The organism is Stappia sp. BW2 (assembly GCF_008107695.1).
Lineage (GTDB): Bacteria > Pseudomonadota > Alphaproteobacteria > Rhizobiales > Stappiaceae > Roseibium.
Map to the genome: position 1 here is coordinate 99,872 of NZ_VIRG01000058.1, position 26,145 is coordinate 126,016.

31 protein-coding genes are annotated in these 26,145 nt (G+C 60.9%); 21 read left to right on the top strand and 10 right to left on the bottom strand.

The annotated features are described in order from the left end of the window. Positions 1-4: 4 nt before the first annotated feature. The gene (locus FMN63_RS08625; RefSeq protein ID WP_148583558.1) at positions 5-1,321 is read right to left on the bottom strand and encodes a COG4223 family protein; all 1,317 of its coding nucleotides are present in this window, start codon (positions 1,319-1,321) and stop codon (positions 5-7) included. A 76-nt stretch (positions 1,322-1,397) separates the two neighbouring features. Here FMN63_RS08625 and FMN63_RS08630 point away from each other — a divergent pair, with 76 nt between their 5' ends. Next, on the top strand, positions 1,398-2,102 hold the full coding sequence (locus tag FMN63_RS08630; RefSeq protein WP_148583559.1) for a hypothetical protein: 705 nt from the start codon (positions 1,398-1,400) through the stop codon (positions 2,100-2,102). A 20-nt stretch (positions 2,103-2,122) separates the two neighbouring features. Here the strand turns inward: FMN63_RS08630 and FMN63_RS08635 are convergent, their stop codons facing one another. Both FMN63_RS08635 and hemC read right to left on the bottom strand, forming a co-directional pair. Continuing rightward, positions 2,123-2,842, bottom strand: coding sequence for a uroporphyrinogen-III synthase (locus FMN63_RS08635; protein WP_148583560.1), 720 nt, complete (start codon positions 2,840-2,842; stop codon positions 2,123-2,125). Between the two features lie 7 nt (positions 2,843-2,849). Next, positions 2,850-3,776 (bottom strand): hydroxymethylbilane synthase, encoded by a 927-nt coding sequence (gene hemC, locus FMN63_RS08640; protein WP_148583561.1) that lies wholly within the window; start codon positions 3,774-3,776, stop codon positions 2,850-2,852. A gap of 129 nt (positions 3,777-3,905) precedes the next feature. Between hemC and tsaD the strand changes: the two genes are divergently transcribed. From tsaD to FMN63_RS08705, 13 genes are all read left to right on the top strand, one after another. Then, positions 3,906-4,976 (top strand): tRNA (adenosine(37)-N6)-threonylcarbamoyltransferase complex transferase subunit TsaD, encoded by a 1,071-nt coding sequence (gene tsaD, locus FMN63_RS08645; RefSeq protein ID WP_209001045.1) that lies wholly within the window; start codon positions 3,906-3,908, stop codon positions 4,974-4,976. 103 nt (positions 4,977-5,079) lie between these two features. After that, a complete protein-coding gene (locus tag FMN63_RS08650; protein WP_148583563.1) occupies positions 5,080-5,583 on the top strand; it encodes an NUDIX hydrolase in 504 nt (167 codons plus the stop codon). A 25-nt stretch (positions 5,584-5,608) separates the two neighbouring features. Then, entirely contained in the window at positions 5,609-6,085 is a 477-nt protein-coding gene (locus FMN63_RS08655) for an NUDIX hydrolase (protein ID WP_162855006.1), read from the top strand. Then, positions 6,072-7,079, top strand: a complete 1,008-nt coding sequence (locus FMN63_RS08660) for an NAD(P)H-dependent glycerol-3-phosphate dehydrogenase (protein WP_148583564.1) — start codon at positions 6,072-6,074, stop codon at positions 7,077-7,079. Before FMN63_RS08655 ends, FMN63_RS08660 begins: the two co-directional genes overlap by 14 nt. Positions 7,080-7,252: 173 nt before the next feature. Further along, positions 7,253-7,543 carry a YciI-like protein gene (locus FMN63_RS08665; protein WP_148583565.1) on the top strand — a complete coding sequence of 97 codons (291 nt, stop codon included), beginning with the start codon at positions 7,253-7,255 and terminating at the stop codon, positions 7,541-7,543. Next, complete coding sequence (locus FMN63_RS08670; RefSeq protein WP_006937746.1) at positions 7,544-7,969, top strand: EVE domain-containing protein; 426 nt, start codon at positions 7,544-7,546, stop codon at positions 7,967-7,969. 28 nt (positions 7,970-7,997) lie between these two features. Then, positions 7,998-8,669 (top strand): class I SAM-dependent methyltransferase, encoded by a 672-nt coding sequence (locus tag FMN63_RS08675; RefSeq protein WP_148583566.1) that lies wholly within the window; start codon positions 7,998-8,000, stop codon positions 8,667-8,669. 151 nt (positions 8,670-8,820) lie between these two features. Next, complete coding sequence (locus tag FMN63_RS08680) at positions 8,821-9,993, top strand: M20 aminoacylase family protein (RefSeq protein WP_148583567.1); 1,173 nt, start codon at positions 8,821-8,823, stop codon at positions 9,991-9,993. Positions 9,994-10,115: 122 nt separating this feature from the next. Continuing rightward, entirely contained in the window at positions 10,116-10,910 is a 795-nt protein-coding gene (locus FMN63_RS08685; RefSeq protein WP_148583568.1) for an AlbA family DNA-binding domain-containing protein, read from the top strand. A 1-nt stretch (position 10,911) separates the two neighbouring features. Then, positions 10,912-11,682, top strand: a complete 771-nt coding sequence (locus tag FMN63_RS08690; protein ID WP_148583569.1) for a sulfite exporter TauE/SafE family protein — start codon at positions 10,912-10,914, stop codon at positions 11,680-11,682. Positions 11,683-11,862: 180 nt separating this feature from the next. Then, entirely contained in the window at positions 11,863-12,975 is a 1,113-nt protein-coding gene (leuB, locus tag FMN63_RS08695) for a 3-isopropylmalate dehydrogenase (RefSeq protein WP_148583570.1), read from the top strand. Between the two features lie 80 nt (positions 12,976-13,055). Continuing rightward, positions 13,056-13,475 carry a hypothetical protein gene (locus FMN63_RS08700; RefSeq protein ID WP_148583571.1) on the top strand — a complete coding sequence of 140 codons (420 nt, stop codon included), beginning with the start codon at positions 13,056-13,058 and terminating at the stop codon, positions 13,473-13,475. A gap of 13 nt (positions 13,476-13,488) precedes the next feature. Then, a complete protein-coding gene (locus tag FMN63_RS08705) occupies positions 13,489-13,878 on the top strand; it encodes a VOC family protein (RefSeq protein WP_148583572.1) in 390 nt (129 codons plus the stop codon). A 3-nt stretch (positions 13,879-13,881) separates the two neighbouring features. Here the strand turns inward: FMN63_RS08705 and FMN63_RS08710 are convergent, their stop codons facing one another. Further along, a complete protein-coding gene (locus FMN63_RS08710) occupies positions 13,882-14,778 on the bottom strand; it encodes a LysR family transcriptional regulator (RefSeq protein WP_148583573.1) in 897 nt (298 codons plus the stop codon). Positions 14,779-14,872: 94 nt separating this feature from the next. On the opposite strand from FMN63_RS08710, the gene FMN63_RS08715 reads away from it, so the two are divergent. Together FMN63_RS08715 and FMN63_RS08720 are read left to right on the top strand one after the other, a co-directional pair. Then, on the top strand, positions 14,873-15,610 hold the full coding sequence (locus tag FMN63_RS08715) for an SDR family oxidoreductase (RefSeq protein WP_148583574.1): 738 nt from the start codon (positions 14,873-14,875) through the stop codon (positions 15,608-15,610). A gap of 32 nt (positions 15,611-15,642) precedes the next feature. Then, positions 15,643-15,855: a tautomerase family protein gene (locus tag FMN63_RS08720; protein ID WP_148583575.1), complete on the top strand. Its 213-nt coding sequence runs from the start codon at positions 15,643-15,645 to the stop codon at positions 15,853-15,855. A 65-nt stretch (positions 15,856-15,920) separates the two neighbouring features. Here the strand turns inward: FMN63_RS08720 and FMN63_RS08725 are convergent, their stop codons facing one another. Both FMN63_RS08725 and FMN63_RS08730 read right to left on the bottom strand, forming a co-directional pair. After that, entirely contained in the window at positions 15,921-16,352 is a 432-nt protein-coding gene (locus FMN63_RS08725) for a YqaA family protein (protein WP_148583576.1), read from the bottom strand. Next, entirely contained in the window at positions 16,349-16,807 is a 459-nt protein-coding gene (locus FMN63_RS08730) for a MarR family winged helix-turn-helix transcriptional regulator (RefSeq protein ID WP_148583577.1), read from the bottom strand. The genes FMN63_RS08725 and FMN63_RS08730 overlap by 4 nt, the downstream gene beginning before the upstream one ends. A gap of 59 nt (positions 16,808-16,866) precedes the next feature. Here FMN63_RS08730 and FMN63_RS08735 point away from each other — a divergent pair, with 59 nt between their 5' ends. Further along, positions 16,867-17,265, top strand: coding sequence for an antibiotic biosynthesis monooxygenase family protein (locus FMN63_RS08735; RefSeq protein ID WP_148583578.1), 399 nt, complete (start codon positions 16,867-16,869; stop codon positions 17,263-17,265). Beyond that, positions 17,265-17,753 carry a cytochrome b/b6 domain-containing protein gene (locus tag FMN63_RS08740; RefSeq protein WP_162530005.1) on the top strand — a complete coding sequence of 163 codons (489 nt, stop codon included), beginning with the start codon at positions 17,265-17,267 and terminating at the stop codon, positions 17,751-17,753. The genes FMN63_RS08735 and FMN63_RS08740 overlap by 1 nt, the downstream gene beginning before the upstream one ends. 132 nt (positions 17,754-17,885) lie before the next feature. Here the strand turns inward: FMN63_RS08740 and FMN63_RS08745 are convergent, their stop codons facing one another. Both FMN63_RS08745 and FMN63_RS08750 read right to left on the bottom strand, forming a co-directional pair. Further along, positions 17,886-18,782 (bottom strand): LysR family transcriptional regulator, encoded by an 897-nt coding sequence (locus FMN63_RS08745; RefSeq protein ID WP_148583580.1) that lies wholly within the window; start codon positions 18,780-18,782, stop codon positions 17,886-17,888. Positions 18,783-19,205: 423 nt separating this feature from the next. Beyond that, positions 19,206-21,425 carry an esterase-like activity of phytase family protein gene (locus FMN63_RS08750; protein ID WP_148583581.1) on the bottom strand — a complete coding sequence of 740 codons (2,220 nt, stop codon included), beginning with the start codon at positions 21,423-21,425 and terminating at the stop codon, positions 19,206-19,208. Positions 21,426-21,650: 225 nt separating this feature from the next. On the opposite strand from FMN63_RS08750, the gene FMN63_RS08755 reads away from it, so the two are divergent. Then, positions 21,651-22,850, top strand: a complete 1,200-nt coding sequence (locus FMN63_RS08755) for a multidrug effflux MFS transporter (RefSeq protein ID WP_148583582.1) — start codon at positions 21,651-21,653, stop codon at positions 22,848-22,850. A 35-nt stretch (positions 22,851-22,885) separates the two neighbouring features. On the opposite strand, the gene FMN63_RS08760 is transcribed toward FMN63_RS08755, so the two are convergent. Both FMN63_RS08760 and FMN63_RS08765 read right to left on the bottom strand, forming a co-directional pair. Next, the gene (locus FMN63_RS08760) at positions 22,886-23,395 is read right to left on the bottom strand and encodes an arsenate reductase ArsC (RefSeq protein ID WP_148583583.1); all 510 of its coding nucleotides are present in this window, start codon (positions 23,393-23,395) and stop codon (positions 22,886-22,888) included. A gap of 10 nt (positions 23,396-23,405) precedes the next feature. Beyond that, the gene (locus tag FMN63_RS08765) at positions 23,406-23,750 is read right to left on the bottom strand and encodes an ArsR/SmtB family transcription factor (RefSeq protein WP_148583584.1); all 345 of its coding nucleotides are present in this window, start codon (positions 23,748-23,750) and stop codon (positions 23,406-23,408) included. 165 nt (positions 23,751-23,915) lie between these two features. Between FMN63_RS08765 and FMN63_RS08770 the strand changes: the two genes are divergently transcribed. After that, positions 23,916-24,998 carry a pyridoxal-phosphate dependent enzyme gene (locus FMN63_RS08770; protein ID WP_162855008.1) on the top strand — a complete coding sequence of 361 codons (1,083 nt, stop codon included), beginning with the start codon at positions 23,916-23,918 and terminating at the stop codon, positions 24,996-24,998. Next, on the top strand, positions 24,991-26,133 hold the full coding sequence (locus FMN63_RS08775; RefSeq protein ID WP_148583586.1) for a M24 family metallopeptidase: 1,143 nt from the start codon (positions 24,991-24,993) through the stop codon (positions 26,131-26,133). Before FMN63_RS08770 ends, FMN63_RS08775 begins: the two co-directional genes overlap by 8 nt. Positions 26,134-26,145 lie beyond the last annotated feature (12 nt).

Below are 26,145 nucleotides of genomic sequence, written 5' to 3' on the forward strand. Positions count from 1 at the left end.
GCATTCAACTATCCTTCGCAGCAAGCGCATTAAGTACTTCCTGCGACGCCTTGTTCGTGAGGTCATCGACCTCGACACGGGCTTCGGCGCGGGTTGCCCAGTCGGCACCTGCGGCCTGCGCCTGTTCCGGCAGATCCTTGTAGGCGACAAGCGCCTTTTTCAGATCACCCTTGTTGACAGCATTTTCCATGCGCTGCAGGGCAGCAGCAGGGCCATCGCCTTCCCCCGAGCCAGACCGGCGAACGGTGAAAAGCGATTGCGCGCTGGACACCAGGCTGTCGAGCATATCGCCGGAACGGTCCGGTTCGGAAAAGGTCTGGTAGATCGAACGCGCGACCGGCGGAAACTGTGCAATCAGCACCGGCACCGGTTCAACACCTGTCTTGGCATTGGCTTCCAGCGCCGACAGGTCGAGATCGCCCGGCAGGCCAGCCTTCACGGCGGCCAGCTCGGTTTCATAGGGACGTCCGGAATCGACAGCCGACTTCAGCGCGGAAACGGAAAGCGCCCGTGCAGCAACTTCTCGCGCGGTGGCATCGCCCATGGTCGCCTCGACAGCGGCAAGGCGCGAGGAAATCGAATCGAGTTCGGAGCGCAAGCCTTCCAGGGCCGCCTTGTTGGCCGCCCCGACGGACTTGATGTCGGCTGCGAGCGAAGACAGGGTGCCGGTGGCCCGTGCCTGACTGTCGGCAAGGGTTTTCAGCGACACATCCGACGTCGAAACGGCGGTCTGCGCCGCTTTCGCGGTTGCTTCTGTGTTGGAAAGACGGGTTTCCACATCCGAAATCGTCGACTTCAGATCCGAAAGCTGGCCTTCAAGCCCTGTAACGGACCCGGAAAGCTTGTCGGCTTCGGAAGAGGTCGAGCTGGCTGAGGTTTCCAGCTTGGCAAGGCGTGTCTCAAGTGGTGCCAGATCAACCTGGTTGCCGCTCTTGAGGTTGTCTTCCAGCGCGGCCACACGGTTTTCCAGCGGTTGAAGATCAGCCGGCACGCCTTCGCCCGTGCTGCTGCCGCCGCCTGCAGAAGCTACGGTGTTGCGCAGTCCTTCGACATCCTTTTTCAGGGCATCGACCGTGGCACTGAGATCGGACGATGACGAATCCTGCAGCTTGGCCTCAAGCGAGGAGACCTTGCTCTCCAGTTCCGAAAGGTCGCTGGAGCTGTTCTGGCTGGAAATCGAAGACGTCACGTCGCCGAGTTTTTTCTCCAGGTCGGAGATCTTGCTTTCCGCCGCGCTGAGCGCACTTGTCACCTGCTGGTTCGGCTCCGGCGACAATTTGATGAGCCCGGCCTGATAGAGACCGAAGCCCCCGCCGACCACGAGTATGCCGCCAATAACCGCTGAAAGCAGAACGCCGAAGGCGCCGACGCCGCCGCGGTCTTGAGCGGCAGGTGGATTGGAAAAGCTGCTCGATGACCCACCCGGCCCGGAGCTGCTGCTTGTCGAGGACTTTCCAGGCTGGCTGGCGGAAGAGGTTGATGAGCTTGCCGGAGACGCCGGTTTGCTTGCTGCTGACGACGACGCGCCGGTGCTGGCGCTGGTGCCCGAAGGCTTGCCGGCGGTGGAAGACCCGGCAGCGGTGGAAGATGTCGAGGTAGAAGCACTTCCGGTCGAAGACGACGTCGGCTTGGACGAGAAAGGCGACGATGCACTGCCTGAACTACCGGAACTGCCGGAACTGCCGGCGCTCCCTGACGACGAAGTGCTACCGGTGGAAGACGGACTGCCGGACGCCGAGGTGCTGCCAGTAACGCCAGGCTTGGAGGCACCGGCAGACGTGCTGCTGGACGCCGATCCCGACGACACCCCGGAGGCCGGCTTTGTGTCAGGCTTCGTGTCCGCCTGTTTGGCGCCGACCTTTTCCGCGGTCAGATCTATCGTCACCGGCCGCTTGCCGCTGCCAGAGGAAGACGGGGTGCTGCTGCCGGGCTTGTCCTTGCCGCTGGCGCTGCCACTGCCCGATGAGGATGTCCCGCCCGGGGATTTCTTGTCCGTCGTCATCTCATCTCCTCCTGAACCCTGCCGGTCCCAAGACCTTCACTATACACACCTCTTTGCGAAGCGGTACCGCTACAGCAAAGACTTTTGCGCGCTGCAATAGAACGACTCCACCGGATCCGGTTAACACTGTGTTAACGCCAGATCCAGCAAGAAGGTTTCATTCGGCTCAGCCGCAACGCGCACGCGGCTTACCCTGGATATGGGCTCGGCCGACTGCCGCGAAAGGGCATAGACAGGCAAACCGGACAAAATATGGTCGAGACCGTGGCTGCGCACCAGCGCCAGAAAAGCCTCGGCCGTACGTCTGGAATAGATGAGTACACCGTCAAAGGCATGGCTGCTCAGGCCCTCCACCACGGCGACGGGCAAATGCTCCACCGCGTCCATGCGGTAGACCACGACGGTTCGGCAGGAGACGCCGCCTGCGGCGAGAAGCCCTTCCAGATCCCCGGCCCGGTCCTCTGCCGCGGGATAAAGCACGTCGCCGGAAAGCAAACCGCTTCGTTTATCGAGAATCAGTTGCGCCAGTGCACTGACGTTGCCGCTGGCCGATTGGACCTGTGAGAACCCCGCCTCTCGGCAGGCAAGCGCGGTTGCGTCGCCAACCGTGAAGACCGGCAAATTCCGAAAAGTGTCGAACTGGCTGTGCGCCGAAAGAATGGCAACCGCCCGCCGGCTGGAAAAGGCCAATGCCGACACGCCCTCAAACCCGATGGCCGCCGCATCCCGTGCCTCGACAGTCTTCAGCACGGGGGCCTCTTCGGCAACATGCCCCAGGGCCCGCAGTTTTTCTGCGGTTCTCCGGCAATCCGGTTGAGGACGCGTCACCAGAAAGCGCATGACCGGGTCAGGCTCCCGTCATGAAGTCCGGCCCCATGCAGGATTTCAGATCTTCCCCGACCGATCGGCCGATCTGCACGGCGTCTGCCTTCACCCCGCTGGCCGAAGCTTCATGGGCTTCCGATCCATCCGGCTTCAGCACGATGCCCTTGAAGTGGAGCGTATCGCCCTCGAGCGTCGCAAGACCGCCGATTGGCGTGCGGCACGATCCGTCCAGAACCGCAAGAAAGCTCCGCTCGGCATCAAGGCGGATCTGGGTTGTCTCGTCATGAATTGCTGACAGCATCTGAAGGGTTGCCGTGTCACCCTCCCGGCTTTCGATGCAGATCGCACCTTGCCCGACTGCCGGCAGAAACTCGCTGGTTTCCAGAAGGCTGGTGATCTCCGCTTCGAGGCCCAGCCGGCGCAGACCGGCCGCCGCCAGAAGCGTTGCGTCCACCTCGCCGTCCGCCAGCTTGCGCAAGCGGGTCTGCAGGTTACCGCGATACATCACCACTTCGATGTCGGGGCGCAGCCGCTTGATCATCGCCTGGCGGCGCAGTGAGCTGGACCCGACGACGGCCCCCTGGGGCAGGTCGGTCAGGGTCTTTGCCTTGGGCGACAGGAAAGCGTCGCGCACATCCTCGCGCGGCAGGAAGGCGGTCAGCGCCAGTCCATCCGGTAGAACCGTCGGCATGTCCTTGGACGAATGAACGGCAAGATCGATGCGCCCATCCAGAAGCGCTTCCTCGATTTCCTTCGTGAACAGCCCCTTGCCGCCGACTTCCGACAGCGGCCTGTCCTGGATCCTATCGCCGGATGTCTTGATGACCACGATCTCGAACGCGTCTTCGGTCAGACCGTGGGCCGCCATCAGCCGGTCGCGGGTTTCATGGGCCTGTGCCAGCGCCAGCGCACTGCCCCTTGTTCCGATACGCAAAGGATTTGATTGCAAGGTTTACCGTCCAGATGCTACGCCCGGCAGAAATGACGGGCACCGATTTATGTCTTTTCGGATGTCCTAACACAGGCCACCGCATTTAGACCAATGACCTCAGTCAAAACAGATGACAATGCGACCAATCTGACGGTTCTGGGCATTGAAACCAGCTGCGACGAGACAGCAGCGGCGGTGGTGTGCGGGCCTTCACACAAGAAAATCCTGTCCAACACGATCCGGTCGCAGATCGACGAGCACACAGAATTCGGCGGTGTGGTGCCGGAAATCGCTGCCCGCGCCCATATCGAGATTCTCGACAGGATCGTCGCGGAAGCCATGGACGAAGCCGGTTGCGGCTGGGACGATATCAACGCCATTGCCGCGACCGCGGGGCCGGGTCTGATCGGCGGGGTCATCGTCGGCTTCATGACGGCCAAGGCCATTGCCATGGCTGCAGGCAAGCCGATTGTCGGCGTCAATCACCTGGAAGGTCACGCCCTGACCGCCCGCCTGACCGACGACCTCGAATTCCCGTTCCTCCTGCTGCTGGTTTCCGGCGGCCACAGTCAGTTTTTGCTGGTGCGCGGGGTCGGCGATTATGAACGCCTCGGCACGACCATCGACGATGCCATCGGCGAAGCCTTCGACAAGACTGCCAAGCTGCTGGGCCTGCCTTATCCCGGTGGCCCGCATGTAGAGAAGATGGCTGCACGGGGAGATGTCACCCGCTTCCGCCTGCCGCGCCCGCTACTCGACCGGCCTGGCCTCGATATGTCCTTTGCCGGGCTGAAGACAGCTCTTCGAACCCAGGCGAAAAAGCTGGAACCCGTTGACGAGCAGACGATTGCCGACCTTTGCGCCGCCTTCCAGCGGTCTGTTTCCGATGTATTGTCGGCCCGCACCCGCACGGCACTCGACCTCTTCCGGACGCGCCATCCGGGCGTCAAACCCGCAATTGTCGTGGCCGGCGGCGTCGCGGCAAACCAGGAAATCCGCAACAGCCTTCTGGCCGCGGCAGAAGAGGCGGACGCCCGCTTCATCGCCCCGCCGCTGAGCCTTTGCACCGACAATGCCGCAATGATCGCCTGGGCCGGCATCGAACGGCTGCAGAAGGGGCCTGTTGACGACATGGGCCTGTCGCCGCGCCCGCGCTGGCCGCTCGATGCGGCCAATGCCGGCGTGCTCGGCGCGGGCAAGAAGGGCGCCAAGGTTTAGGCTGCAGCCCAATAAAACGTCGCCCGAACAGGCGCCGACCCTTTTGCGCGGCCAAAGACCCTGTTAGGAAACTTCAGCCTTCCAACAAGGACTGTTTTGAAAGATGCGCGTCTACCACAAGGCCTATGTCTATCTGACCTGCGGCACGGACCTTCTGGTCTTTGATGAACCGGACACGCCCTGGCTCGGCCTTCAGGTGCCTGGTGGAACAATCGATCCGGGGGAAAGCTTCCTGCATGGCGCCATGCGGGAATTCACCGAGGAAACCGGTCTCGAGCTGGATGTGGCTTTCGACCAGTTCTTCGCCCAGGATATTCCCTTCGAGACGATCCCGCCCGTTGGCCAGTATCGGCCGCATCCGGATCGACCTCTGCGCGGTCGGCACATCCGGCGCAATTATCACGTTCGGCTCGCCTCCCGGCCCGACACCGAGTGGGAACATTACGAAATGCATCCCAGCAGCGGTGGTGATCCGATTCGCTACCGGTTTTTCTGGGTCGACCTCTTTGGGGACAGGGCCCGCAACGAGGAAAACTTCTTCGCCGCCTTCGGCGCGCCCCTGGATGCCCTGCGTGAGCGCGTCGCCTCTGTCGCCAAGGCGGCATAAACAACCGTTTTTCGAGGATCTGTCGGTGCTGATCTACCAGAAGGCCTATGTTTATCTGACCTGCGGAACAGAGCTTCTTGTGTTTGAGGAACCGGATTTCCCCAATGCCGAAATTCAGGTTCCCGGTGGAACGCTTGACCCCGGCGAGAGCTATCTGCAGGCAGCCAGGAGAGAATTTGCCGAGGAGACAGGACTTTCGTTGGATATCGCGCTCGAATCGTTCGCCGACCAGGACCATTTCTTCAAAGATGTTCCACGTTGTCTCGACGGCTTGCATCGCCGGCGGCATTTTCACGGCCGTATTCGTGAAAAGCCCGCGAGTGAATGGGAACATTTCGAAACGTCACCGAATGCAGGCGGGCCTCCGATAAGGTTCCGTCTGTTCTGGATTGACCTGTTCACCATGGATGCGCCGACCGAGGCCCGCTTTTTTGAAGGGTTTGGAGCGCAGCTTGAAACATTACGGACGCGCGTGGAAAGGCAGAGCAATGGGCGCCATTAGGTCTATCGGCGTCGTTGGCGGAGGTGCGTGGGGCACGGCCCTGGCCCTGACCGCGGCACGTGCCGGCCGAGAGGTGCGCCTTTGGGCGCGCGATCCCGGCACGGTTTCCGATATCCGGGTCCGCCGGCAGAACCCGCGCTATCTGCCGGGGATCACCTTCGATGAGGATTTGGACGCAACCTCCTCGCTGGACGAGATCGCCGATGCCGATGCCATCTTGCTGGTGACACCGGCCCAGACCACCCGCGCCATGCTGGCTGCCCTGAAACAGACCGGCAAGGTGCGCGGACCTGTGGTCCTGTGCGCCAAGGGGATCGAACAGTCCTCCGGCAAGCTCCTGTCCAAGGTCATGAGCGAGGAACTGCCCGGCATCGAACCCGGCGTCCTGTCCGGCCCGAGCTTTGCTGACGATGTCGCCAAGGGCCTGCCGACGGCAGTGACTGTCGCCGCCAATTCCGCGAAGTCGGCGTTGAGCCTGTGCGAAGCCCTGCAATCGCCCTGCTTCCGGCCCTATGCCTCCATCGATATTCTCGGAGCCCAGATCGGTGGCGCCCTGAAGAACGTACTTGCGATTGCCTGCGGCGCCGTGGTTGGCCGCAAGCTTGGCGCCAGCGCCCAGGCGGCCCTGACCGCACGCGGGTTCGCCGAACTGTCCCGCCTCGGCACCGCCATGGGCGCTCAGGGAGAAACCCTGACAGGCCTTTCCGGTCTGGGCGATCTGGTGCTCACCTGCTCGTCCAGCCAGTCACGCAATTTTTCCTTCGGGCTAAGGCTCGGCGAAGGGTTCATGGCGTCCGAGCTGATTTCGGCCGGCGGTAAACTGGCGGAGGGAGCCTATTCCGCCCGCGTCGCCGTGAAGCTGGCGAGCAAATATGATGTCGAAGTGCCCATTTGCGACACTGTTGCCAAGATGATCGACGAGAACCTGACCATCGATGACGCCCTCAACACCCTGATGGCCCGCCCGCTGAAGTCGGAAACGACAGGGCTTTAGGCCAGTCTCCAAGAACGCCGCTTGTTCCGGATGTCACCTATCCTTGAAGATACGCAGAAGCGCTCTTCTGAGGGGATTGATGCGATGACATCCACTTGAAACAATACCCCATTGAGTTTCCCCCGCCCCGGCCCTACGTTCGACGCAGATTCGACCAACCCGGGGATTTTTTCATGCTCTATGCCCTGATCTGCACCGACAAGCCCGGTGCCCTGCAGACGCGTCTCGACAATCGCGCCGCGCATCTCGACTTCCTGAAAGGCCTCGGCGACAGCCTCAAGGCCGCCGGTCCGTTTCTTGACGACGACGGCAACATGACCGGCTCGCTGGTCGTCATCGAAGCGTCCAACCGCGACGAGATCCTGGCAATCTCCCAGGAAGATCCCTATGCCCGTGCGGGTCTGTTCGAAAGCGTCGAGATCCGCCCCTGGAACTGGGCGGTCAAGAACCCGGAGGCAAACTGAGTGCAGTACTGGCTGATCAAGTCCGAGCCTGACAAATGGTCCTGGGAACAGCAGAAGGCCCGGGGTGACAAGGGCGAACAGTGGGACGGCATCCGGAATTACCAGGCGCGCAACAACATGCGGGCCATGGAAATCGGCGACAAGGCGTTCTTCTACCATTCGAACATCGGCAAGGAAGTCGTGGGCATCGTTGAAGTCTGCAGCGACATTCATCCCGACACCACCATTGACGATCCGCGCTGGGAATGTGTGGACTTCAAGGCTGTCTGCGACATGCCGAAGCCGGTGACCCTGGCCGACGTGAAGGCCGAACCGCGCCTTGCCAAGATGTCGCTGGTCACCTCCATGCGCCTTTCGGTTCAGCCGGTCACGGAAGAGGAATGGAAAATCGTCTGTGAAATGGGCGGCCTGAAAGAGCCTGCGTAACTTCCTCTTGTCAGGAAACCTGCCCTGAATGGCTCTTATCAAGGATCCGGTGGCCTTCATCCGCGAGGAAACCAAGGTCAAACCTGTGCCGCATGCGGAGGAAATCCTTCTGCATGTGGCCGACGAAGCCATGGATCTTTGGCAGAAGACCGAAGACGAACTGGGCGAACTCGGCCTGCCGCCACCGTTCTGGGCTTTTGCCTGGGCAGGCGGGCAGGGCCTTGCCCGTTACGTGCTCGACACGCCGGACCTGGTTAAAGGCAAGCGCGTCGTCGATTTTGCCTGCGGGTCCGGTCTTGTCGGCATTGCCGCCATGAAGGCCGGAGCCGCGTCCTGCCATGCTGTCGACATCGACACCTTCGCCCTCACGGCAACCCGGCTGAATGCCGCGCTGAACGATGTCGAAATCTCGACAGAGACCGCGGACATCACCGCCGCAGAGCCGCCACAAGCCGACCTCGTCTTTTGCGGTGACGTTTTTTACGACAAGCCCATGGCCGACAAGGTACTGGCCTTCCTCGACAGATTGCTGGCGAACGGCATCGAGGTTTATGTCGGCGACCCGGGCCGGTCCTACCTGCCGTCGGCTCGCTTGAGCGAACTGGCTGCCTTCAGCGTTCCGGTGGTCGGTGCGCTGGAAGACAGCGAGATCAAACGCACGCGCGTATACCGGTTGGAGCAAAAATCATCCGCCAAATGATGCCCTGGCGGATCAGACTTGCAATCGACTGCCTGGTGGAAAACTTTTTCTGCAATTCCACTTCCTCTTTTTGCAGCTTGCGATAGGTTAGGAACCTAACCCTTCAAGCTTCAAGCGCTTTCCCGTTCAGACGTGTTTCTAGGAGTCCTTCATGCCCATCGTTAATCGCCTCGCGGATCTGGCCGACGAGATCACTGCCTGGCGCCGCGACATTCACGAAAACCCCGAAATCCTCTACGAAACGGTGCGGACCGCCGAAAAGGTCTCCGAGCTGCTGCAGAGCTTCGGTGTCGACGAAATTGCAACGGGCATCGGCAAGACGGGCGTTGTCGGGGTGATCAAGGGACGCAACGGTGGCGCAGGCAAGACCATCGGTCTGCGTGCCGATATGGACGCACTGCCGATCGAGGAAATCACCGGCAAGGAATATGCCTCCAAGATCCCGGGCAAAATGCACGCCTGCGGCCATGACGGCCACACCGCCATGCTGCTGGGTGCTGCGAAATATCTCGCCGAGACTCGCAACTTCGACGGCACCGTTATCGTGATTTTCCAGCCCGCTGAAGAAGGTGGTGCAGGCGCCAAGGCAATGATTGAAGACGGTCTTCTGACCCGCTGGCCGATTGAGGAAGTCTACGGCATGCACAATTTCCCGGGCCTTCCGGTTGGCGAATTCGCCATCCGCAAGGGCCCGATCATGGCCGCGACCGATGAATTCCGCATCGTGATTACCGGCCGGGGCGGCCACGCCGCCAAGCCGCACGAAACCATCGATCCGATCGTGATCGGCTCGCAGATGGTCTCCGCGCTGCAGACCATCGCCAGCCGCAACGCCAATCCGCTCGATTCAGTGGTTGTGTCGGTCACTGTTTTCCAGGGCGGCAACGCCTTCAACGTCATTCCGCAGGAAGTGCTCTTGCGCGGTACGGTCCGCACGCTGAGCCCGGAAATGCGCGATCTTGCCCAGGCCCGGATGGAATCCATCGTCAGCTCGGTCGGCGATGCGTTTGGCGCCAAGGCGGTTCTGCAGTTCACGCGCGGCTACCCGGTCACGGTCAACCACGATGAACAGACCGATTTCGCGACGTCGGTTGCCGAAGGCATTGCCGGGGTCGGCAAGGTCAACCGCGAGATCGACCCGATGATGGGCGGCGAGGATTTCTCCTATATGCTGGAAGAGCGTCCGGGCGCGTTCATCTTCGCCGGCAACGGCGACAGCGCCGGCCTGCATCATCCCGCTTACGACTTCAACGACGACCTGATCCCGGTCGGATGTTCCTATTGGGTGAAACTCGTTGAAACGGCCTTGCCTGCGGCAGCTTGACGCTTTTCGCTGCCTTCACCGTCATCCCGGCTCACCTGATGCCAGCCGGGGATGACGGCGGGCAGGTTTTGGCTTAACAGTGACGCCGGTTCCGACCGGCGTTTTCATTTGGATTTTCGGATATGGCACTTTCCCCGTTCAAGCTTCCCTTCCTGGTAGTCTATGTCGCGGTCGGGGCCATCGTCGGGGTCCTGGTGATCCACCCGCTGAACCTGCTGGTGGTCTGGTGGGAACTGGCACGGTTCTCGGACTCCGCGCCCAGTCTTCTTGAATTTCTGATGGCCCGCCTGTGGCTGGTGCTGCTTCCCCGACATCTGGACGTGGCGACGGCCTACGCCGCGCTCGGTGCGGTTGTCGGCCTCGCCTTCGGCATTTTTACCCGCAACTACATGCGCACCAGCGAAGCCTACCGGTCTCTGCGCGAGGAACAGACCACCCTGATTCCCGACCTGTTGAAACAGGGCGAAAGCGGACGTGTGGAATTCAAATCCTCGCTGCGTTGGGACCTGATCGAAAACCGGACCAACAGGTCGCTTGAAAAGGTCATCGCCAAGACCCTGGCAGGCTTCTTCAACGCAGATGGCGGCCATCTTCTGATCGGCGTCGATGACAACGGCACACCCCTCGGGCTCGACAAGGATCTGGCAACGCTGAAAAGCCCCGACCTCGATTCTTTCGAGCGCACGGTCAACGACATCGTCTCCAAAACACTCGGTGGCGACCTCTGCCCCTACATCCACACGGTCTTTTCGAGGGTCGAGGGAAAAGATGTGGCCATGGTGATTGTCAGCCCTGCGCCCCGCGCCGTCTACATGGAAGAGAACAAAGCTTCGGTCTTCTACCTGCGCAGCGGCAATTCCACACGCGCGCTGGATGTCCGCGAAGCGATCAATTACGCCAACAAGAGATGGCCGTGACATGCCGGACATAGCCGGTTTCTTCTTTCCCGATCAGCTGCACCTTGCCGCTTCGCTGACGCTGATCGTCGCCAGTTTCTTCACCTCTGCCCTGGCTGCAGCCGTCGGCCTTGGCGGCGGGGTGGCCTTGATCGCGATCATGGCGACCCTCATGCCGGCCACTGCACTGGTGCCGGTGCATGGTGTCGTCCAGCTCGGGTCGAATGCCGGGCGCGCCTTGGTTCAACTCAAGCATGTCGACTGGCTGATTGCGCTCTGGTTTGCGATCGGGGCCGCATTCGGTGCTGCGGTCGGCGGTTCAATTGCCATGGAGTTGCCCCCCACCGTTCTCAGGGCGGGCATCGGCCTGTTCGTCTTGTGGGTCGTCTGGGGCAAGGCACCTCGCTTCGGCAAGGCCCCGAAAAGCGCCATGGCGGCTGCGGGCTTTGTCTCGACTTTCCTGTCCATGTTCTTCGGTGCGGCCGGCCCTATCGGCGCCGCCGTGCTGTCCACCCTGGGCTTGACGCGCCACCAGTTTGTCGCCAATCAGGCGGTCACCGCGCTGATCATGCATGTCTTCAAGATCATCGCCTTCGGCGCCCTCGGCTTTGCCTTCGCGCCCTGGTTCGGACTGATCGTTCTGATGATCGTCAGCGGCTTTCTCGGCACGCTTTCCGGCAGCCGCCTGCTCGGCCGCATGAATGAAAAGAGCTTCAAGACCGGCTTCAAGTGGGTGATGACCCTGCTCGCACTGAATCTCCTGTGGCAGGCAGCACGCGGATGGCTCGGCTGACGGCTGCCGGCGCCCTCGGAAAAATGGTCGCAACGCCATCACAGCCGTAAGCGTACTGCCGTTCTTGACCTTTCCCGACGGCTTGCTTGAGTTCTTCGCAACTGGCTTCATCTTGAAAGACAACGGCCGACGCGCTAACCCATCGCCATCAGATTTCTCAAAATGCGGGATGGAACACCCATGGCTTCACAAAACCTTCTGCTTCTGCCGGGTGACGGCATTGGCCCGGAAATCATGCAGGAAGTGAAAAAGGTTATTCGCTGGTTCAACGAAAAGGGCGGCATGTCCTTTGAAACCGACGAAGGCCTGGTCGGCGGCTCTGCCTATGATGCACACGGTCAGTCGATCTCCGAAGAAGACATGGCCAAGGCCATGGCAGCCGACGCCGTGATTTTCGGTGCCGTGGGCGGCCCGAAGTGGGACGACGTTCCTTACGAGGCACGCCCGGAAGCCGGCCTGCTGCGCCTGCGCAAGGACATGCAGCTTTTCGCCAACCTGCGCCCGGCCATCTGTTATCCGGCACTTGCCGATGCGTCTTCGCTGAAAAAGGACGTGATCGAAGGTCTCGACATCCTGATCGTGCGCGAGCTGACCGGCGGTGTCTATTTTGGCGAGCCGAAGGAAATCATCGACCTCGGCAACGGCCAGAAGCGCGGCATCGACACCCAGGTCTATGACACCTACGAGATCGAGCGCATTTCCGGCGTCGCCTTCGAGCTGGCGCGCACGCGCGGCAACAAGGTCACGTCCATGGAAAAGCGGAACGTGATGAAGTCCGGTGTTCTGTGGAACGAGGTCGTGACCCAGACGCACAAGAACGGCTACGAGGACGTTCAGCTGGAGCACATGCTGGCCGATGCCGGCGGCATGCAGCTCGTCCGCTGGCCGAAGCAGTTCGATGTCATCGTGACGGACAACCTCTTCGGCGACATGCTGTCCGACGTTGCCGCCATGCTGACCGGCTCGCTCGGCATGCTTCCGTCTGCATCGCTTGGCGCTCCGGACGGTGTCACCGGCAAGCGCAAGGCACTCTATGAGCCCGTCCACGGCTCGGCTCCGGACATTGCCGGTACGGGCGCAGCCAACCCGATCGCCATGATCGCCAGCTTCGGCATGGCGCTGCGCTACTCCTTCGAAGAAGTCGCGGCCGCCGACAAGCTCGACAAGGCCATCGCCAACGCCCTCGACAAGGGCCTGCGTACCAAGGACATCGCGGCGGCTGGCCAGGCAACCGTTTCCACCGTGGAAATGGGCGACGCCATCATTGCCGAACTGGACGCCTTGAGCGCCTGATAGGCAATCGCCATTTGCAAGCAGGGCCGTCACCGGTTATCCCGGTGGCGGCTTTCCCTTTTCAAGACACCATTGGTCCCATGATCGAAGACAAACTCGCCCCCTTTCTCGGCACCTGGATCCTCGACACGGAGGAAAGCGACTTCGAGCAGGGTGAACCGCCCCGAAGCGCCACGCTGAAGATCGAAGACAATTTCGGCGTTGCGGTGTTCATCATGAACCAGGTCGCCGCCGACGGCGAAGTGACCAATGACACCTTCGAGGCGATGCCTGACGGGCCTGAGGTACGCCTCGGCAAAAGCGGACTGGTTGATGCCATGCGTCTCGTCTTCAACGGCGACCGCAACCTGATTTCGGAAGCCCGCCGCGGCGGACTGACCATCATGAAGGCCGACCGGGAACTGTCCGAAGACGGCAGAACCCTGACCGTGACCCAGACGGTTCACCTGGTGGATGTCGCAAGTTACACGAATGTGTCCGTCTACCGGCGCGCGCAGTAGGACCCGGTCTTCAATGAAACAGATGATTGGAGCGATTGCCCTTGTCGTCCCCGACTATGACGAGGCCATCGCCTATTACACCGGCAAGCTCGGCTTCGATCTGATCGAAGACACACACCTTAGCGTCAACAAGCGCTGGGTGCTTGTCGCCCCAAAGGGCAGTACCGAGACCCGTCTTCTGCTTGCAAAGGCCGATGGAGACAGCCAGCAAGCCGCCATCGGCAACCAGACCGGCGGACGCGTGTTCCTGTTCCTGCACACCGACGACTTCGACCGCGACCACCAGGCGATGCTCGCAGCCGGCGTCACTTTTCTGGAGGCTCCCCGCCAGGAAGCCTATGGCAAGGTCGCCGTCTTCCAGGACCCGTTCGGCAACAAGTGGGATCTGATCCAGAGGGTCTGAGGTCTATATCTCCACCGCGGCGAAGATACCGGCCACCCATTCGACGAAGACACGAACGCGCGGTGAAAGCTGGCGGTTCTGGGGGTAGAACGCAGCCAACGGCAACGAGGTCGGCGGCAAATCCGGCAGAACCTGCACCAGCGCACCGCTTTCCAGATCTTCGGCAAGCCGGTAGCGAGGCGCCTGGAACAGCCCGAACCCAAGACACCCGAGTTGGTGTACCGTTTCGGCATCGTTGGCGACGATCCGGCTGGGCAGCATTATTTCGCGCACGCCTGCGGACGTCCGGAAGTCAAGCGGCATGACAGCGCTCGTCCGTGACGACAGGAAGCCGACCATAAGGTGCCCTTCCAGATCCTCAAGCCTTGTCGGCGTGCCGTGCGTGGCGAGATAGTCCGGGCTGGCGCATGTGATCTCCGCGATCTCCGTCAACTTGCGCATGATCATGCCGCTGTCGTCCGGCACGCCGGCACGGAGCACGCAGTCAACCCCCTCGCGGACCAGATCCACCAGGCGCTCTCCCTGACCGAGCTGCAGGTCGATCTTCGGATAACGCGCCATGAAGTCCGGCAGGTGCGGCAACAGGAAGGTGCGGGTCAGCCGTCCCGGCACATCGACCCGCAACTGTCCGGCAGGCTCGTGCCCGCGCAGCGCGCCCTCCGCTTCCTCCACTTCCGCCAGGATTGACACACATCGCCGGTAATAGGCTTCGCCATCCGGGGTCGGCGTCACATGGCGTGTGGTTCGCTCCAGCAACCGGCAGGCGAGATCACGCTCGAGACGCTGGATCACATCCGTGGCAGTGGACCGTGGCAGGTTCAGATCTGCCGCGGCAGCAGTGAAGCTGCCCCGTTCGACCACCCGGACAAAGAGCTGCATTGCGTCGAACTTGCCGTACATTTGTTCTTATTATCCGGATTATCTTTTCAGTTAAAGCATCATTATCCGAAGTTTCCGCCTCGCTATCTTCAGGATCAACGAGAAGGAGACTTACATGACACCAGATCTCGACACCGCCATCGTCACCGGCGCCAGCAAAGGCATAGGCGCAGCCATAGCCCGCAGGCTTTCGCGCGATGGCTTTCAGGTGGTCATCAACTACGGCAAGGATGAAGCCGCGGCTCACGCACTTGTCAAAAGCCTGGAAGACCAGGGCGGCACGGCAATGGCGATCCAGGGAGACGTTGCCGAGACAGCGACCCACGAGCGTCTTTTCGAAGCAGCAGAAAAGGCCTTCGGCCCGGTGGGTGTACTCGTCAACAATGCAGGCACCATGCGTAATGCCGCGATTGCCGAAGCAAGCGACGAAGATTTCGACAGACAATGCGCGGTCAATCTCGGCGGTGTCTTCCGCGCCATGCGGCTCGCGTCGAGCCGGCTCGCGGATGGTGGCCGGATCATCAGCATTTCCTCCAGTGTGGTCGGTCTCTATCAGCCTCACTACGGCCTCTACGCCGCGACCAAGGCCGCCGTTGAAGCCATGACCCGGGTTCTGGCGAAAGAGCTTGGCCCGCGTGGCATCCGGGTCAACGCGATTGCCCCCGGACCGGTTGAGACTGACTTTTTCCTTGCCGGCAAGCCGGCGGAGCTTGTGGAAACGATCCGGAAATCAAACCCGCTTGGCCGTCTCGGCACCCCCGAGGACATCGCCGCAACCGTCGCCTTTCTGACTGGTCCCGATGGGGACTGGATGAACGGACAGGTTCTGCGTGCCAACGGCGGCATCATCTAGACACTTTCACCAAAACCCCAAGGAGAATCGCAATGCCCTTTGCAAATTACAAACTGCCCGAAGCCGCGTTGAGCACAGCGCAAAAGGAAGAGCTGATCCACAAGACCACCGACCTGCTGGTTTCCTTTTTCGGTGAGATCGTGCGGCCCAACACAATGGTTTTGGTGGAAGAGATCAAGGACGGCGGCTATGGCCGCGCCGACGAAGTCTTCACGATACCACCCGAGTATCGTGCCGGGGACTGATCTGAATCCGCGTCACTCGCCCGGCTGGAAACAGCCGGGCACTTTCCGTCATCTGGCCCGCGAACTCAGATGACTTGCAACGTGATGAGCGCAACCAGCACATAGCGCGTGGTCTTTGCAATGGCGACCAGCAGAGTGAAGCTCCAGAACGGTTCTTTCAGCACACCCGCCGCCAGTGTCAGGGGATCGCCGATGATCGGTGCCCAGCTCAACAGCAGGCTCCAGCGTCCGTACCGGTGATACCAGCCCGTCGCCTTGGCAAGCTTGTCCGGCTTGACCGGAAACCAGGACGCGGTCGACCACGCGGTTGCCGCCCGTCCCAGACCCCAGTTGACCATCGCCCCGAGCGTGTTGCCGAGGCTTGCGGTGGCAACCAGCAGAAAAACCGGGTCCGTTCCCAGCGCGATCAAGCCGGAAAGGCCCAGTTCGGATTGGGCAGGCAGCAAGGTGGCGGCGAGAAACGACACGCCGAAAAGACCCAGCAGGCTGGCACTCACCGGGAGTTACCGGACTGGGCTTTCTGCATGGCGGCAACGGCCCTGTGCATGAAATCCAGGAACTGAGCTTTTTCCTGTTCCGAAAATCCTTCCAGTGCCTCGGCATTCTGTGCAGTCGCTGCGCCGACGGCTTCCTTCTCCAGAACCCGTGCCTTGTCCGTCAGGAAAATCTCCTGAACCCGGCCGTCTTCCTCGCTCGCCCGGCGCGTGATCAGGCCGTCGCGTTCCATCCGCGCCAGCGTGTTGGCCAGTGTCGCCTGCTCGATATCAAGCAGTTGCACCAGTTCCTTTTGCGTGCGCCCCTCCTTCGCCCACAGCGCGAGCAGCGCCGGAAACTGCCCTGGCGACAGGCCAAGGGGCCGGATACGGCGCTGGAGACCCGCAGCAAACAACCGGGCCATCTGGTTTGCTAGATATCCAGCGGAGGAATCTTTTTCGAATGTCATCCCTTGCATATACGATAGATAGCTTACTATATAAATAAACATAGCTTGCTATATAAAAGGAGATGAAAATGACATCACTCTGGACCCGACGTGCCATTCACCTGGCCGCGCTTTCTTTACTAACCGCCAACCTGGGAGTTTCCGCCATGGCGAATGAAATCACCTCAAAAGCCCCCATCACGCTGATCAATTCCTTCGAGGTTCCGCAAGACCGCCTTTCCGATGCTGTCCGCGGCTGGGAAAAAGCCCGCGATTTCCTGAAAGAACAACCCGGCTACATCACCACGCGTCTGCACCAGTCCCTGTCCCCGCAGGCGAAGTTCCAACTGGTCAATGTCGCGCTTTGGGAAAGTCCCGAGACCTATCAGGCCGCCATTCAGAAGCTTGGCAAAAGCGGCATTGTCTCGGAGTTCAAGGGGATCGATTTTCATGCCGCGCTCTACACCGTGATCCGGGAGGACGAATGATGTCTTCCCCCAGTTCCAGTATCCGGTTGCTGCATTGGACCATTGCCGGTCTTACCATTGGCGCCCTGGCGACAGGCTACGCCATGACGAACAGCGACACGTTTTCCGCAACCCTTTTGAAATCCCATCTGGGGCTTGGTTTGTCGGCCGGTGGTCTCGCTCTCGTGCGCACCATCAGCTGGATCATGAAGGGAGCCCCCGCCCCGGTCTTCATCGTCAAGCCCGGCTTCCAGGCTGTCCTCGGCAGGAGTGTCCATGTGGCTTTGCGCCTCGTTCCGCTTCTGCTTCTGATCAGCGGCATTGGCATGATCCTGCTGTCAGGCACCCTGGGCGCGATCGTTGACGGTACAATCCCCGGCCTTGGGGCCCTTGCAGGATTGCCACCGGCAAATCTCCACCATGCCGCAGCATTCTTGCTGGCGGCCCTCATCGGGCTACACAGCCTTGCCGCCCTGTGGCACTGGCAACGACGAACTGTCTGGGGTTGAGATTGGTACTCCCAAAAAGGAAAGGCCCGGCCGCATAAAGCCGCCGGACCTCCGCTCAGGTCTTGGGAGGATCTTTCTCCAGGAATTACGCAGCGAGCGGGCCCACGTTGTCCTGTTCAATGCTGGCAATTGTCACGGGAGCGGCTTGAAGAGCGCTGCATATCTCGGGGCGAAGAATTTCGTGAACTTCCGAACTTCGGGTCTTTTGTAAGCTTCGCTGGAAATCAGCATGAGATGCTCTGCTGCGAGTTCATCGATCGGCTCGAAGCAGCGCACGAGATCGGGCTCCTGTTCTACGAGCTTCAGGTTCAGGAGGCCCAGGCCGACGCCGGACCTTATCGCGGCATGCATCAGCTCAAACTCACTGAACGAAAGAAGGATCTGCTCTCGCTTCACGCGGCAGGCTAGCCAATCGTGAAGGGTCGTTGGAACATCGTCCCGCTCGAAGGTGACGAAGGTGTGGCCGGACAGATCTTCCGGCGATGTGGGCAGGCCGTGTTTTTTCGCATAGTCACGAGACCCGAACAGGGAATATCTGGCGGTGCTGATCTTTCTGCAGACAAGGTCTTGCGACGGCGAGTTCCGGGTCAGCCGCAGCGCAATGTCGGCTTCACCTTTTTCAAGATCCAGCATGAGTTGGGTGGGTATAAATTCCAGCCGGACATCAGGATGCCGGGCAGAAAAATCGCTGAAGATCTTGTTGGCTCGTGGTGAAAAATTTGCCGAATATGCGGTGATGCGGATCGGGCGCGGTGTTGCGAGACCGTTCGCCTCGGTTTCAAGCGCTGTCATCGCGGCTTCAATGGCCTCGGCTTTCGGGTAAAGCGCCCTCGCGTGCCGGGTCGGCCGAAAACCACGCGTGTCCCGGTCGAAAAGAGACAGCTGCAGTTCATGCTCCAGCACTTCGATCCGTCGCGCAACAGTCGGCTGCGCAACCCCGAGCCGGCGTGACGCCGCCAGAGTTGATCCTTCCCGGAACACGGCCAGAAAGGCCCTGATATCTGTCCAGTTCGAGATCCGGCTCTTCATTTATGTAGAGCAACACAACGCCGGGCCGGATACCAGCCGAATGTTGCCGAGGATATTTTAAAGGCAGGAAAACAAGCAGGAGGATCGGAAATGTCTGCAACTCTCACTTCGCGACACGGCTTCAGCCTGCTTCGATTTTTGCGAAACCCAACGAGACCCTGGAAAAGGCAGATGAGATCGGCAGAGGCATCCCCCTCAAAGGACATGAAAGCGCGGCGCGCTTGCATCCGGGACCTGTTGCTGTCGCAGCCAGCCGCCTTCGCGAACGAAATGGACGTTCAATACCTTCTGCAGATGTACCCGCTGGAAAGATAAGGGCAGAGTGCAAAGGCCAAACAAAAAACCCCGCCAAAGCGGGGTTTTCCGAAAATCGTCAGGGACCGGATCGGTTACTTGATCGGTTCCGACACTGTTTGAAGCGCCTTATTTCAGGCGGCTTGCCGGGCCGAGGTCGATGAGCTGGGTTTCACCCGGCGCATCGTCAACACCATCATTGTCGGTCACCAGGATCAGGCGGCCGTCGGCGGTGATTGTCAGGCCTTCCGGCTTGTCGAGAACCCAGCCCTTGCCTTCTGCCAGCGCCGGCAGGATGTCCAGGGCATAATGTTTCTCGACGACCGGCAGGTCGGCCCCGTAGGCAGCCGGTGTCACACCGTCCAGGGAGATCGTGGTGATCTGCTTGATGGCCGCGTCTTCACCGCCCTTGTTGTCGCGCTCCAGGATAGCGAACGTGCCATCACCCATGGAGACGATTTCCGACAGGCCGACCCAGCCACCGGCTGCGCTCTTCGGCTTGTCGAGCGGATAGTGGACGAAGCCCCAGGACTTGTCTGCCGGATCGTAGATGGCCAGCTTCACCATGCCCTTCGGATCGTCCTTCCATTCGCGCTGAACGGCGACGGCAACAAGCGTCTTGCCGTCCATCTCGAACTCGGAAACGCCTTCGAAGGAGAAGCGGACAGACTGGGCGCTCAGCTCTTCTGGAAGTGTGATTTCTTCCTCAACCTGACCGTCGGCACTGACTTTCAGCAGCAGGTGCTGCAGGTCCTTGTCCAGGTTACCCTCGGAAGCCAGCCAGAAGCCGCCATCCTTGGCAATGGAAATACCTTCCAGATCCAGCTTGGCCTGCTTGCCGCCCTGAACGGTGGCATAGCCGACAATCTTGGCAGGCTTGGAGGAGATATCCAGCGTGTAGATGCGGGCATCGTCATAGAAGCTGTCGCTGACCGCATAGAGCTTGTTGGCATCCGCCGGGTCCGCCGCCAGACCGGACAGCGCGCCCCAACCGATCGGCGCACCCTTTTCCGGATCAACGTCGGAAGCAACCATCGGATAGGACGAAGCGTCCGCACCGAACTTGTAGAGGGAGACCTGCGCACGAACGTTGTCTTCCGCACTGTCGACCTCGTTGGCCACCACGAACAGATCGCGGCTCGGGATTGCCAGAGAGCCTTCCGGACCGACGTGGGTCGGCAGGAACTGGACGAATTCCGGCTCGGCACCGGTGTCCTTGTAGACGGCGACGAAATTGCCGCGCTCGGAATTGACGAAAATCAGCTTCTCGCCGCCAAATTCACCGACGGTCACGCCTTCCGGCTCGGTGCCTTTCTTGGCCGCCCGCTTGGCCGGGTAATGGCCGTACGACATGGCCAGATGTTCCATCTGGTTGCCGCTGTCGAACAGGACCTCGCCCTTGGTGTTCCAGATGGTGAAGCCGCGCGAACCGCCTTCGTAGTCGCCTTCGTTGGCCGTCACGAACCGCTCGACATCGAGCCAGGCAACCGCATCCGGTTCACGCTTGACGTTTTCGATCGATCCGGAGGCATCGCTCATGCGGGCCTTGATGACCGGGATATTCTCGGCGGACGACGTGCCGGCGGAGAAATGGCTGACAACCTCGCCGGAGGCCAGATCGACCACGGCAAGGTGGTTGTTTTCCTGCAGGGTGACGACAACCTGGTTCTTGGAATTGATGGAAACGAATTCCGGCTCCGGATCTGTCGGCGCGATTTCGGCAAGACCGGTCAGGTCGACAATGCGGACCGCATCACAGTTGGTCGGCGCCCCGGTCTCGTCCAGATCGAAAATCGCCAGATGACCGGCCGGCATCTGCGGGATCACGCCGTCGTTCAGGTCTTCGTCGCGCTCGTTCTCAATGGCGATGGCGATGAACTTGCCATCCGGGGAAATGGCGATGCTGTCCGGCTGCCCCTTGGCGTCGCATTTCGCGGTAATGCCGAGACCGTCGAGAGCAATCACGGCCAGATGACCGGAGGCATTGACGTAATCTTCAGAGGTGTTGACGCCGGCATAGGCGAAATTCTTGCCGACGGTGACCGAGGTTGGCTCACCGCCAAGGGCGGTGCGGCCCATCGGCTGCAGGTTCAGCGGGTTGGCCGCATTGACGAAGACGATGGCTTCGCCCGGGCTGTCGGTAAAGACGAGAGTGCGGCCGTCCTTGGTGGCGGAAATGATTTCCGCGACGGTTTCCGTCGCCTTATCCGCGCCTTCCGGCAGGGTCTTGTAGACCGGGAAAGTGTTGATACGCTCGAAATACGCAGCTTGCGCTGCCGAGACCGCGCCAAGGCCGAATAAAACTGAAAGGCTGACACCTTTTAAAAAGCGCCCACGAAGGTTCGCCATTGCACTCACTCCCACAAATATCGGGTTGATGTTGCGCGCAAGCTAGTGGGCCAGATTACCATATCGGTGACAATTGCATGAAGCTTTCATGACAACGCACTGCGCGGCTTGAATTTGCATTTCAGGCGTTTACCTCATATGAAGGAGGTGCGGCAGTTACCGCCTTCTCCATCTTCCATTCTTTCCCATATTTGTGCCTCCGGCGCATTTTCATCGGATTTTCCAATGCAGATCGGTTTCATCCGCTCCGCCATTGTGCTGGGGCTTCTCGCCGCTGTCGGTCCATTTGCAATCGACCTTTATCTGCCCGCCATGCCGGAAATCGTAAAGGCATTGCGGACGGACGACGCTGCGGTTCACATGACCTTCACGGTCTATTTCATCGCTTTCGGATTTGCGCAGCTCATCTACGGCCCGCTGGCAGACCGGTTCGGCAGAAAGCTGCCGGCCTTTCTGGGGCTTGTCGTCTTCATTATCGGCTCGATCATGTGCGCCACGGCAATTGACGTTTCGGCGCTGACATTCGGCCGTTTCGTGCAGGCGCTCGGCGCCGCTGCGCCCATGGTCATCGTGCGGGCCGTGGTCCGCGACCTGCACACAGGCCCGAAGGCGACCCGGTTGATGGCACTGGTCATGCTGGTCTTCAGCGTGTCCCCCATGCTTGCACCGCTTGCGGGCAGCCTGATCATCCAGTTCGGCAGTTGGCGTTTGATCTTTGTTGCCCTGGGCGTGATCGCCCTGTTGGCCACGTTGCAAATGGCTTTCCTGCTGCCCGAAACGCTGCCGGCCGAGCGCCGGGGCAAGATCGACCCGACAGCGATGATCCGCAGTGCCATCTATCTGATGCGCGACGGCAGGTTCATGGGGCTGACGTTGATCGGAGGGTTCTCGCTGGCGAGTTTCTTCGTCTTCATCGCCGCCGCCCCACTGGTCTACATGACCCAGTATCAGTTGACGCCGATGGCCTTCAGCCTTGTCTTTGCGCTGAACGCAATCGGCTTCTTCGCCTCGTCCCAATTCGCCGCCACACTTGGTGAGCGCTTCGGCATGGGCCGGGTGGCACTGAGGGCAGTCAGCGGCTTCGCCGCGGCCAACGTTCTCCTGGTCATTCTGGTCTGGAGCGGTATCGATGATCTGCCGGTGCTGATGGCCCTGTTCTTCATCGGCAACACCTGCCTCGGTCAGGTCATCGCCCCGGTGATGGTCATGGCCCTGGAAGAACACGGCGAACATGCCGGCATGGCCTCCTCCCTCGGCGGCACCTTCCAGATGGTCGCCGGCGGCGTGATGATCCTGATCTGCAGCCCGTTCTTTGACCGCACAGCCTTGCCCCTGGTCGGCGCCGTTGCCGCCTGCGCACTCATCGCCCTTGCCATTGCACTGCTGACCTTGCGCACTTCGCGCGAGGGCCAAGCCGTCGCCTGAGGCGATATTCCCGAAGCAGGTACGCCGGAGCAGCCTTATACAGGCTCTTCGGCAGACTGACCGATCTGATCGAGTTTCTTTTGCAAAGACAGCCGATCAAGCGAAGACATCGGCAGGTTCACGAACACCGAGATCCGGCTGCTGAGCATCCGGAAGGCTTCGTTGAATGCGACCGCCCGTTCGCTCTCGCTTCCGGCAACAGCTGCCGGATCCGGCAGGCCCCAATGGGCGGACATCGGCTGGCCAGGCCAGACAGGGCAGGTTTCGTTCGCCGCATTGTCGCAAACGGTGAAAACGAAATCCATGACCGGCGCATCCGGCACCGCGAATTCGGCCCAGTCCTTCGATCGCAGGCCGTCGGTCTTGAAATTGAGCTTGCTCAGCAGCGCCAGGGCCTCCGGGCGCACGGCCCCGGCCGGTTGCGAGCCGGCGGAAAAGGCCCTGAACCGGCCTTGTCCCTCCCGGTTTAAGATGGCTTCCGCCATGATCGACCGGGCGGAATTGCCCGTGCACAGGAAAAGCACATTAAAGACATCGCCGGACATCTGGTCCTCCTTACGATGAACAGGTCTCTCCGCAGGCAATCGTCTCGATAACCTGCGCACAAAGCTCCGGATGACCGCCACAGCAGTCGGCCATCAGGAACGTCAACAACTCACGTATTCCGTCCAGGTCTGCAAAATACCGAATCGACCGGCCTTCTCGTTCGTTGCGCACCAGCCCGGACTGAAGCAAGACGGCCAGGTTCGCCGACATCGTGTTCTGCCGAACGTCCAGAGCCTCGCCGATCTCGCCGGCACTCATTCCTTCTTCACCAGCCCGGATCAGCAACCGGAAGACTTCCAGTCTCGTTTTCTGGCTGAGCGCTCCGAAAGCGCTCAAGGCATCTTTCATATCCATAATTCATGATATTTCGATTCTTCAGCAACAGGCAAGTCTTTTTCGCAGTCGGGCGCAACATCTCGCAGACGGCCTCGTCTGGTTCGGAACCGTCATTTTCCGCAAGACGCTTGCAACCGACCGTCAGAGCTGCTGACCTGCCTGGGAAACCGTGCGGGGCAGACAATGAAAACACTGAAAAACCCTTTTCTCGGCAAAGGCCTTCCAGAACAGACCGGGCTAGCGGAAGGATCCGTTTCGCAGGACGTTGCCGGGGCGGAAAGCCTCTTCCGCAAATGCCCACAGGCCGATGAAACCCCGCTCCTGGCGTTGCCGGATCTTGCAAGCCAATTTGCGATCGGCAGCTTGAGCCTGAAGGACGAACGGCAGCGCATGGGTCTTGGCAGTTTCAAGGCTCTTGGCGCAGCCTATGCCATTGCCAAACTGGCGGACCAGCGCGTGCAGGACGGACTGGCGCCTTCACACGCCTCAGCGCTAAACGGCATGACCTTCGTCTGCGCGAGCGCTGGAAACCACGGCATGTCCCTTGCTGCAGGCGCGCCGCTTTTTGGCGCCAGGGCCGCCGTCTTCGTCGCCGAGACCGTACCCGAAGCCTTTGAGGCCCGCCTGAAGGCTCGGGGTGCCGACGTTGTCCGGGCCGGGGCCACCTATGAAGACAGCATGGCGGAAGCCCAGAGACGCGCCGACGCCGAAGGCTGGACCTTACTGCCGGACAGCACCTGGCCGGGTATGACCGGCCCCGGACACGACGTGATGGAAGGCTATCTGGTGATGGCCGCGGAAATCGCACGGCAGATCGAAACACCGCCCACGCATGTCTTCCTGCAAGCTGGCGTTGGCGGCCTTGCCGCCGCCTGTGCCGTCGGCGCCCGCCTGACCTGGGGCAAGGATGTGACCATTGTTGTCGTGGAACCGGAAAATGCCCCCGCCCTTCTTGCCAGCATTGAAGCCGGCGAACCTGTTACGGCGCCCGGCCCGGTGTCGAACATGGGCCGGCTCGACTGCAAGGAACCGTCTCATCTGGCGTTGAAATACCTGGCCCGGGAAGCCGATGTCTTCGTGATCGTTTCTGACGACGAGGCCTCGGAAACAGTTAAATGGCTGGGGGAAAACGACATTGCGACAACGCCGTCCGGTTCGGCCGGCATCACTGCCGTGCGCCACGCGGCCGGTCAGGCCTCAACTCTTGGCCTTGGTCCGGAGGCTCGGGTGCTCTGTTATCTCTCCGAAGGACCGGAGGATGTCTGAGCAGGATTTCCCTGAAGACGAATTTGCCACCCGCAACCAAGCCGCCCAGACGGCCATGCGCGCGCAAGGCATCGACGCGCTGTTCTTCACGACGGAAGCCGAAATGCGCTATTTCACCGGCTTCCGGACTCTTTTCTGGCAGAGCCCGACCCGGCCCTGGTTCCTTGTCGTGCCGGGGAACGGCAAGCCGATTGCAGTCATTCCGCAGATCGGGGCGCATCTGATGGCCGCCACCTGGATTGATGACATCCGGACGTTTTCCGCCCCGCACCCGGTCGATGATGGCATCAACCTGCTGGCCGATACCCTCAAAGACTTCCCGAAAATCGCCATGCCGATGGGCCGGGAAAGCGCGCTGCGCATGCCGCTTCGTGATTTTCAGCGCCTGCAGGATGTCACCAGCGGCTCCGAATATGTCGATGGAACGAACTTGATCCAGAGCCTCAGGATGGTGAAATCGGAACGCGAGATTGCTTTGCTGCGCGAAATCTGCGGCATCGGTTCGGCTGCCTTCGCCAGAGGACCGGAGCTTTTCCACGCCGGCCAACCGCTCAACGACGTTTTCCGGTCCTTCCGGATCGAACTTTTAAGGCAAGGCGCTGACGACGTCCCCTATCTGGTCGGCGGCGCCGGACAGGAGGGCTACGGCGATGTCATTTCACCGCCCTCCGCCCGGCCGCTTCAGGAAGGGGACGTCCTGATGCTCGATACCGGCGCGACCAAAGACGGCTACTTCTGCGATTTCGACCGCAATTTCGCGATCGGCCGGGCAAGCGACGCTGTCAGGTCTGCTTACGAAACACTTGTGCAGGCAGTTGAAGCGGCTGCCGCCATCGCCCGCCCGGGAAGAACCTGTGCCGATCTCTTCCAGGCCATGGCCGGGGTTCTGGGCGAGAGCGAAGGCGATGTCGGCCGGCTCGGCCACGGCCTTGGCATGCAGCTCACCGAGGCACCGAGCCTGACCAGCTTCGACCAGACCTTGCTGCGTGAAAACATGGTGCTGACACTGGAACCCAGCCTGACGCTTGGCCCCGGCAGGATGATGGTTCACGAGGAAAACATCGTCATTCGGGACGGAGCACCCGAGTTTCTGACCATTCGGGCAGCGCCGGACATTCCTGTTATCGCCGCATGAAACACCGGGAAC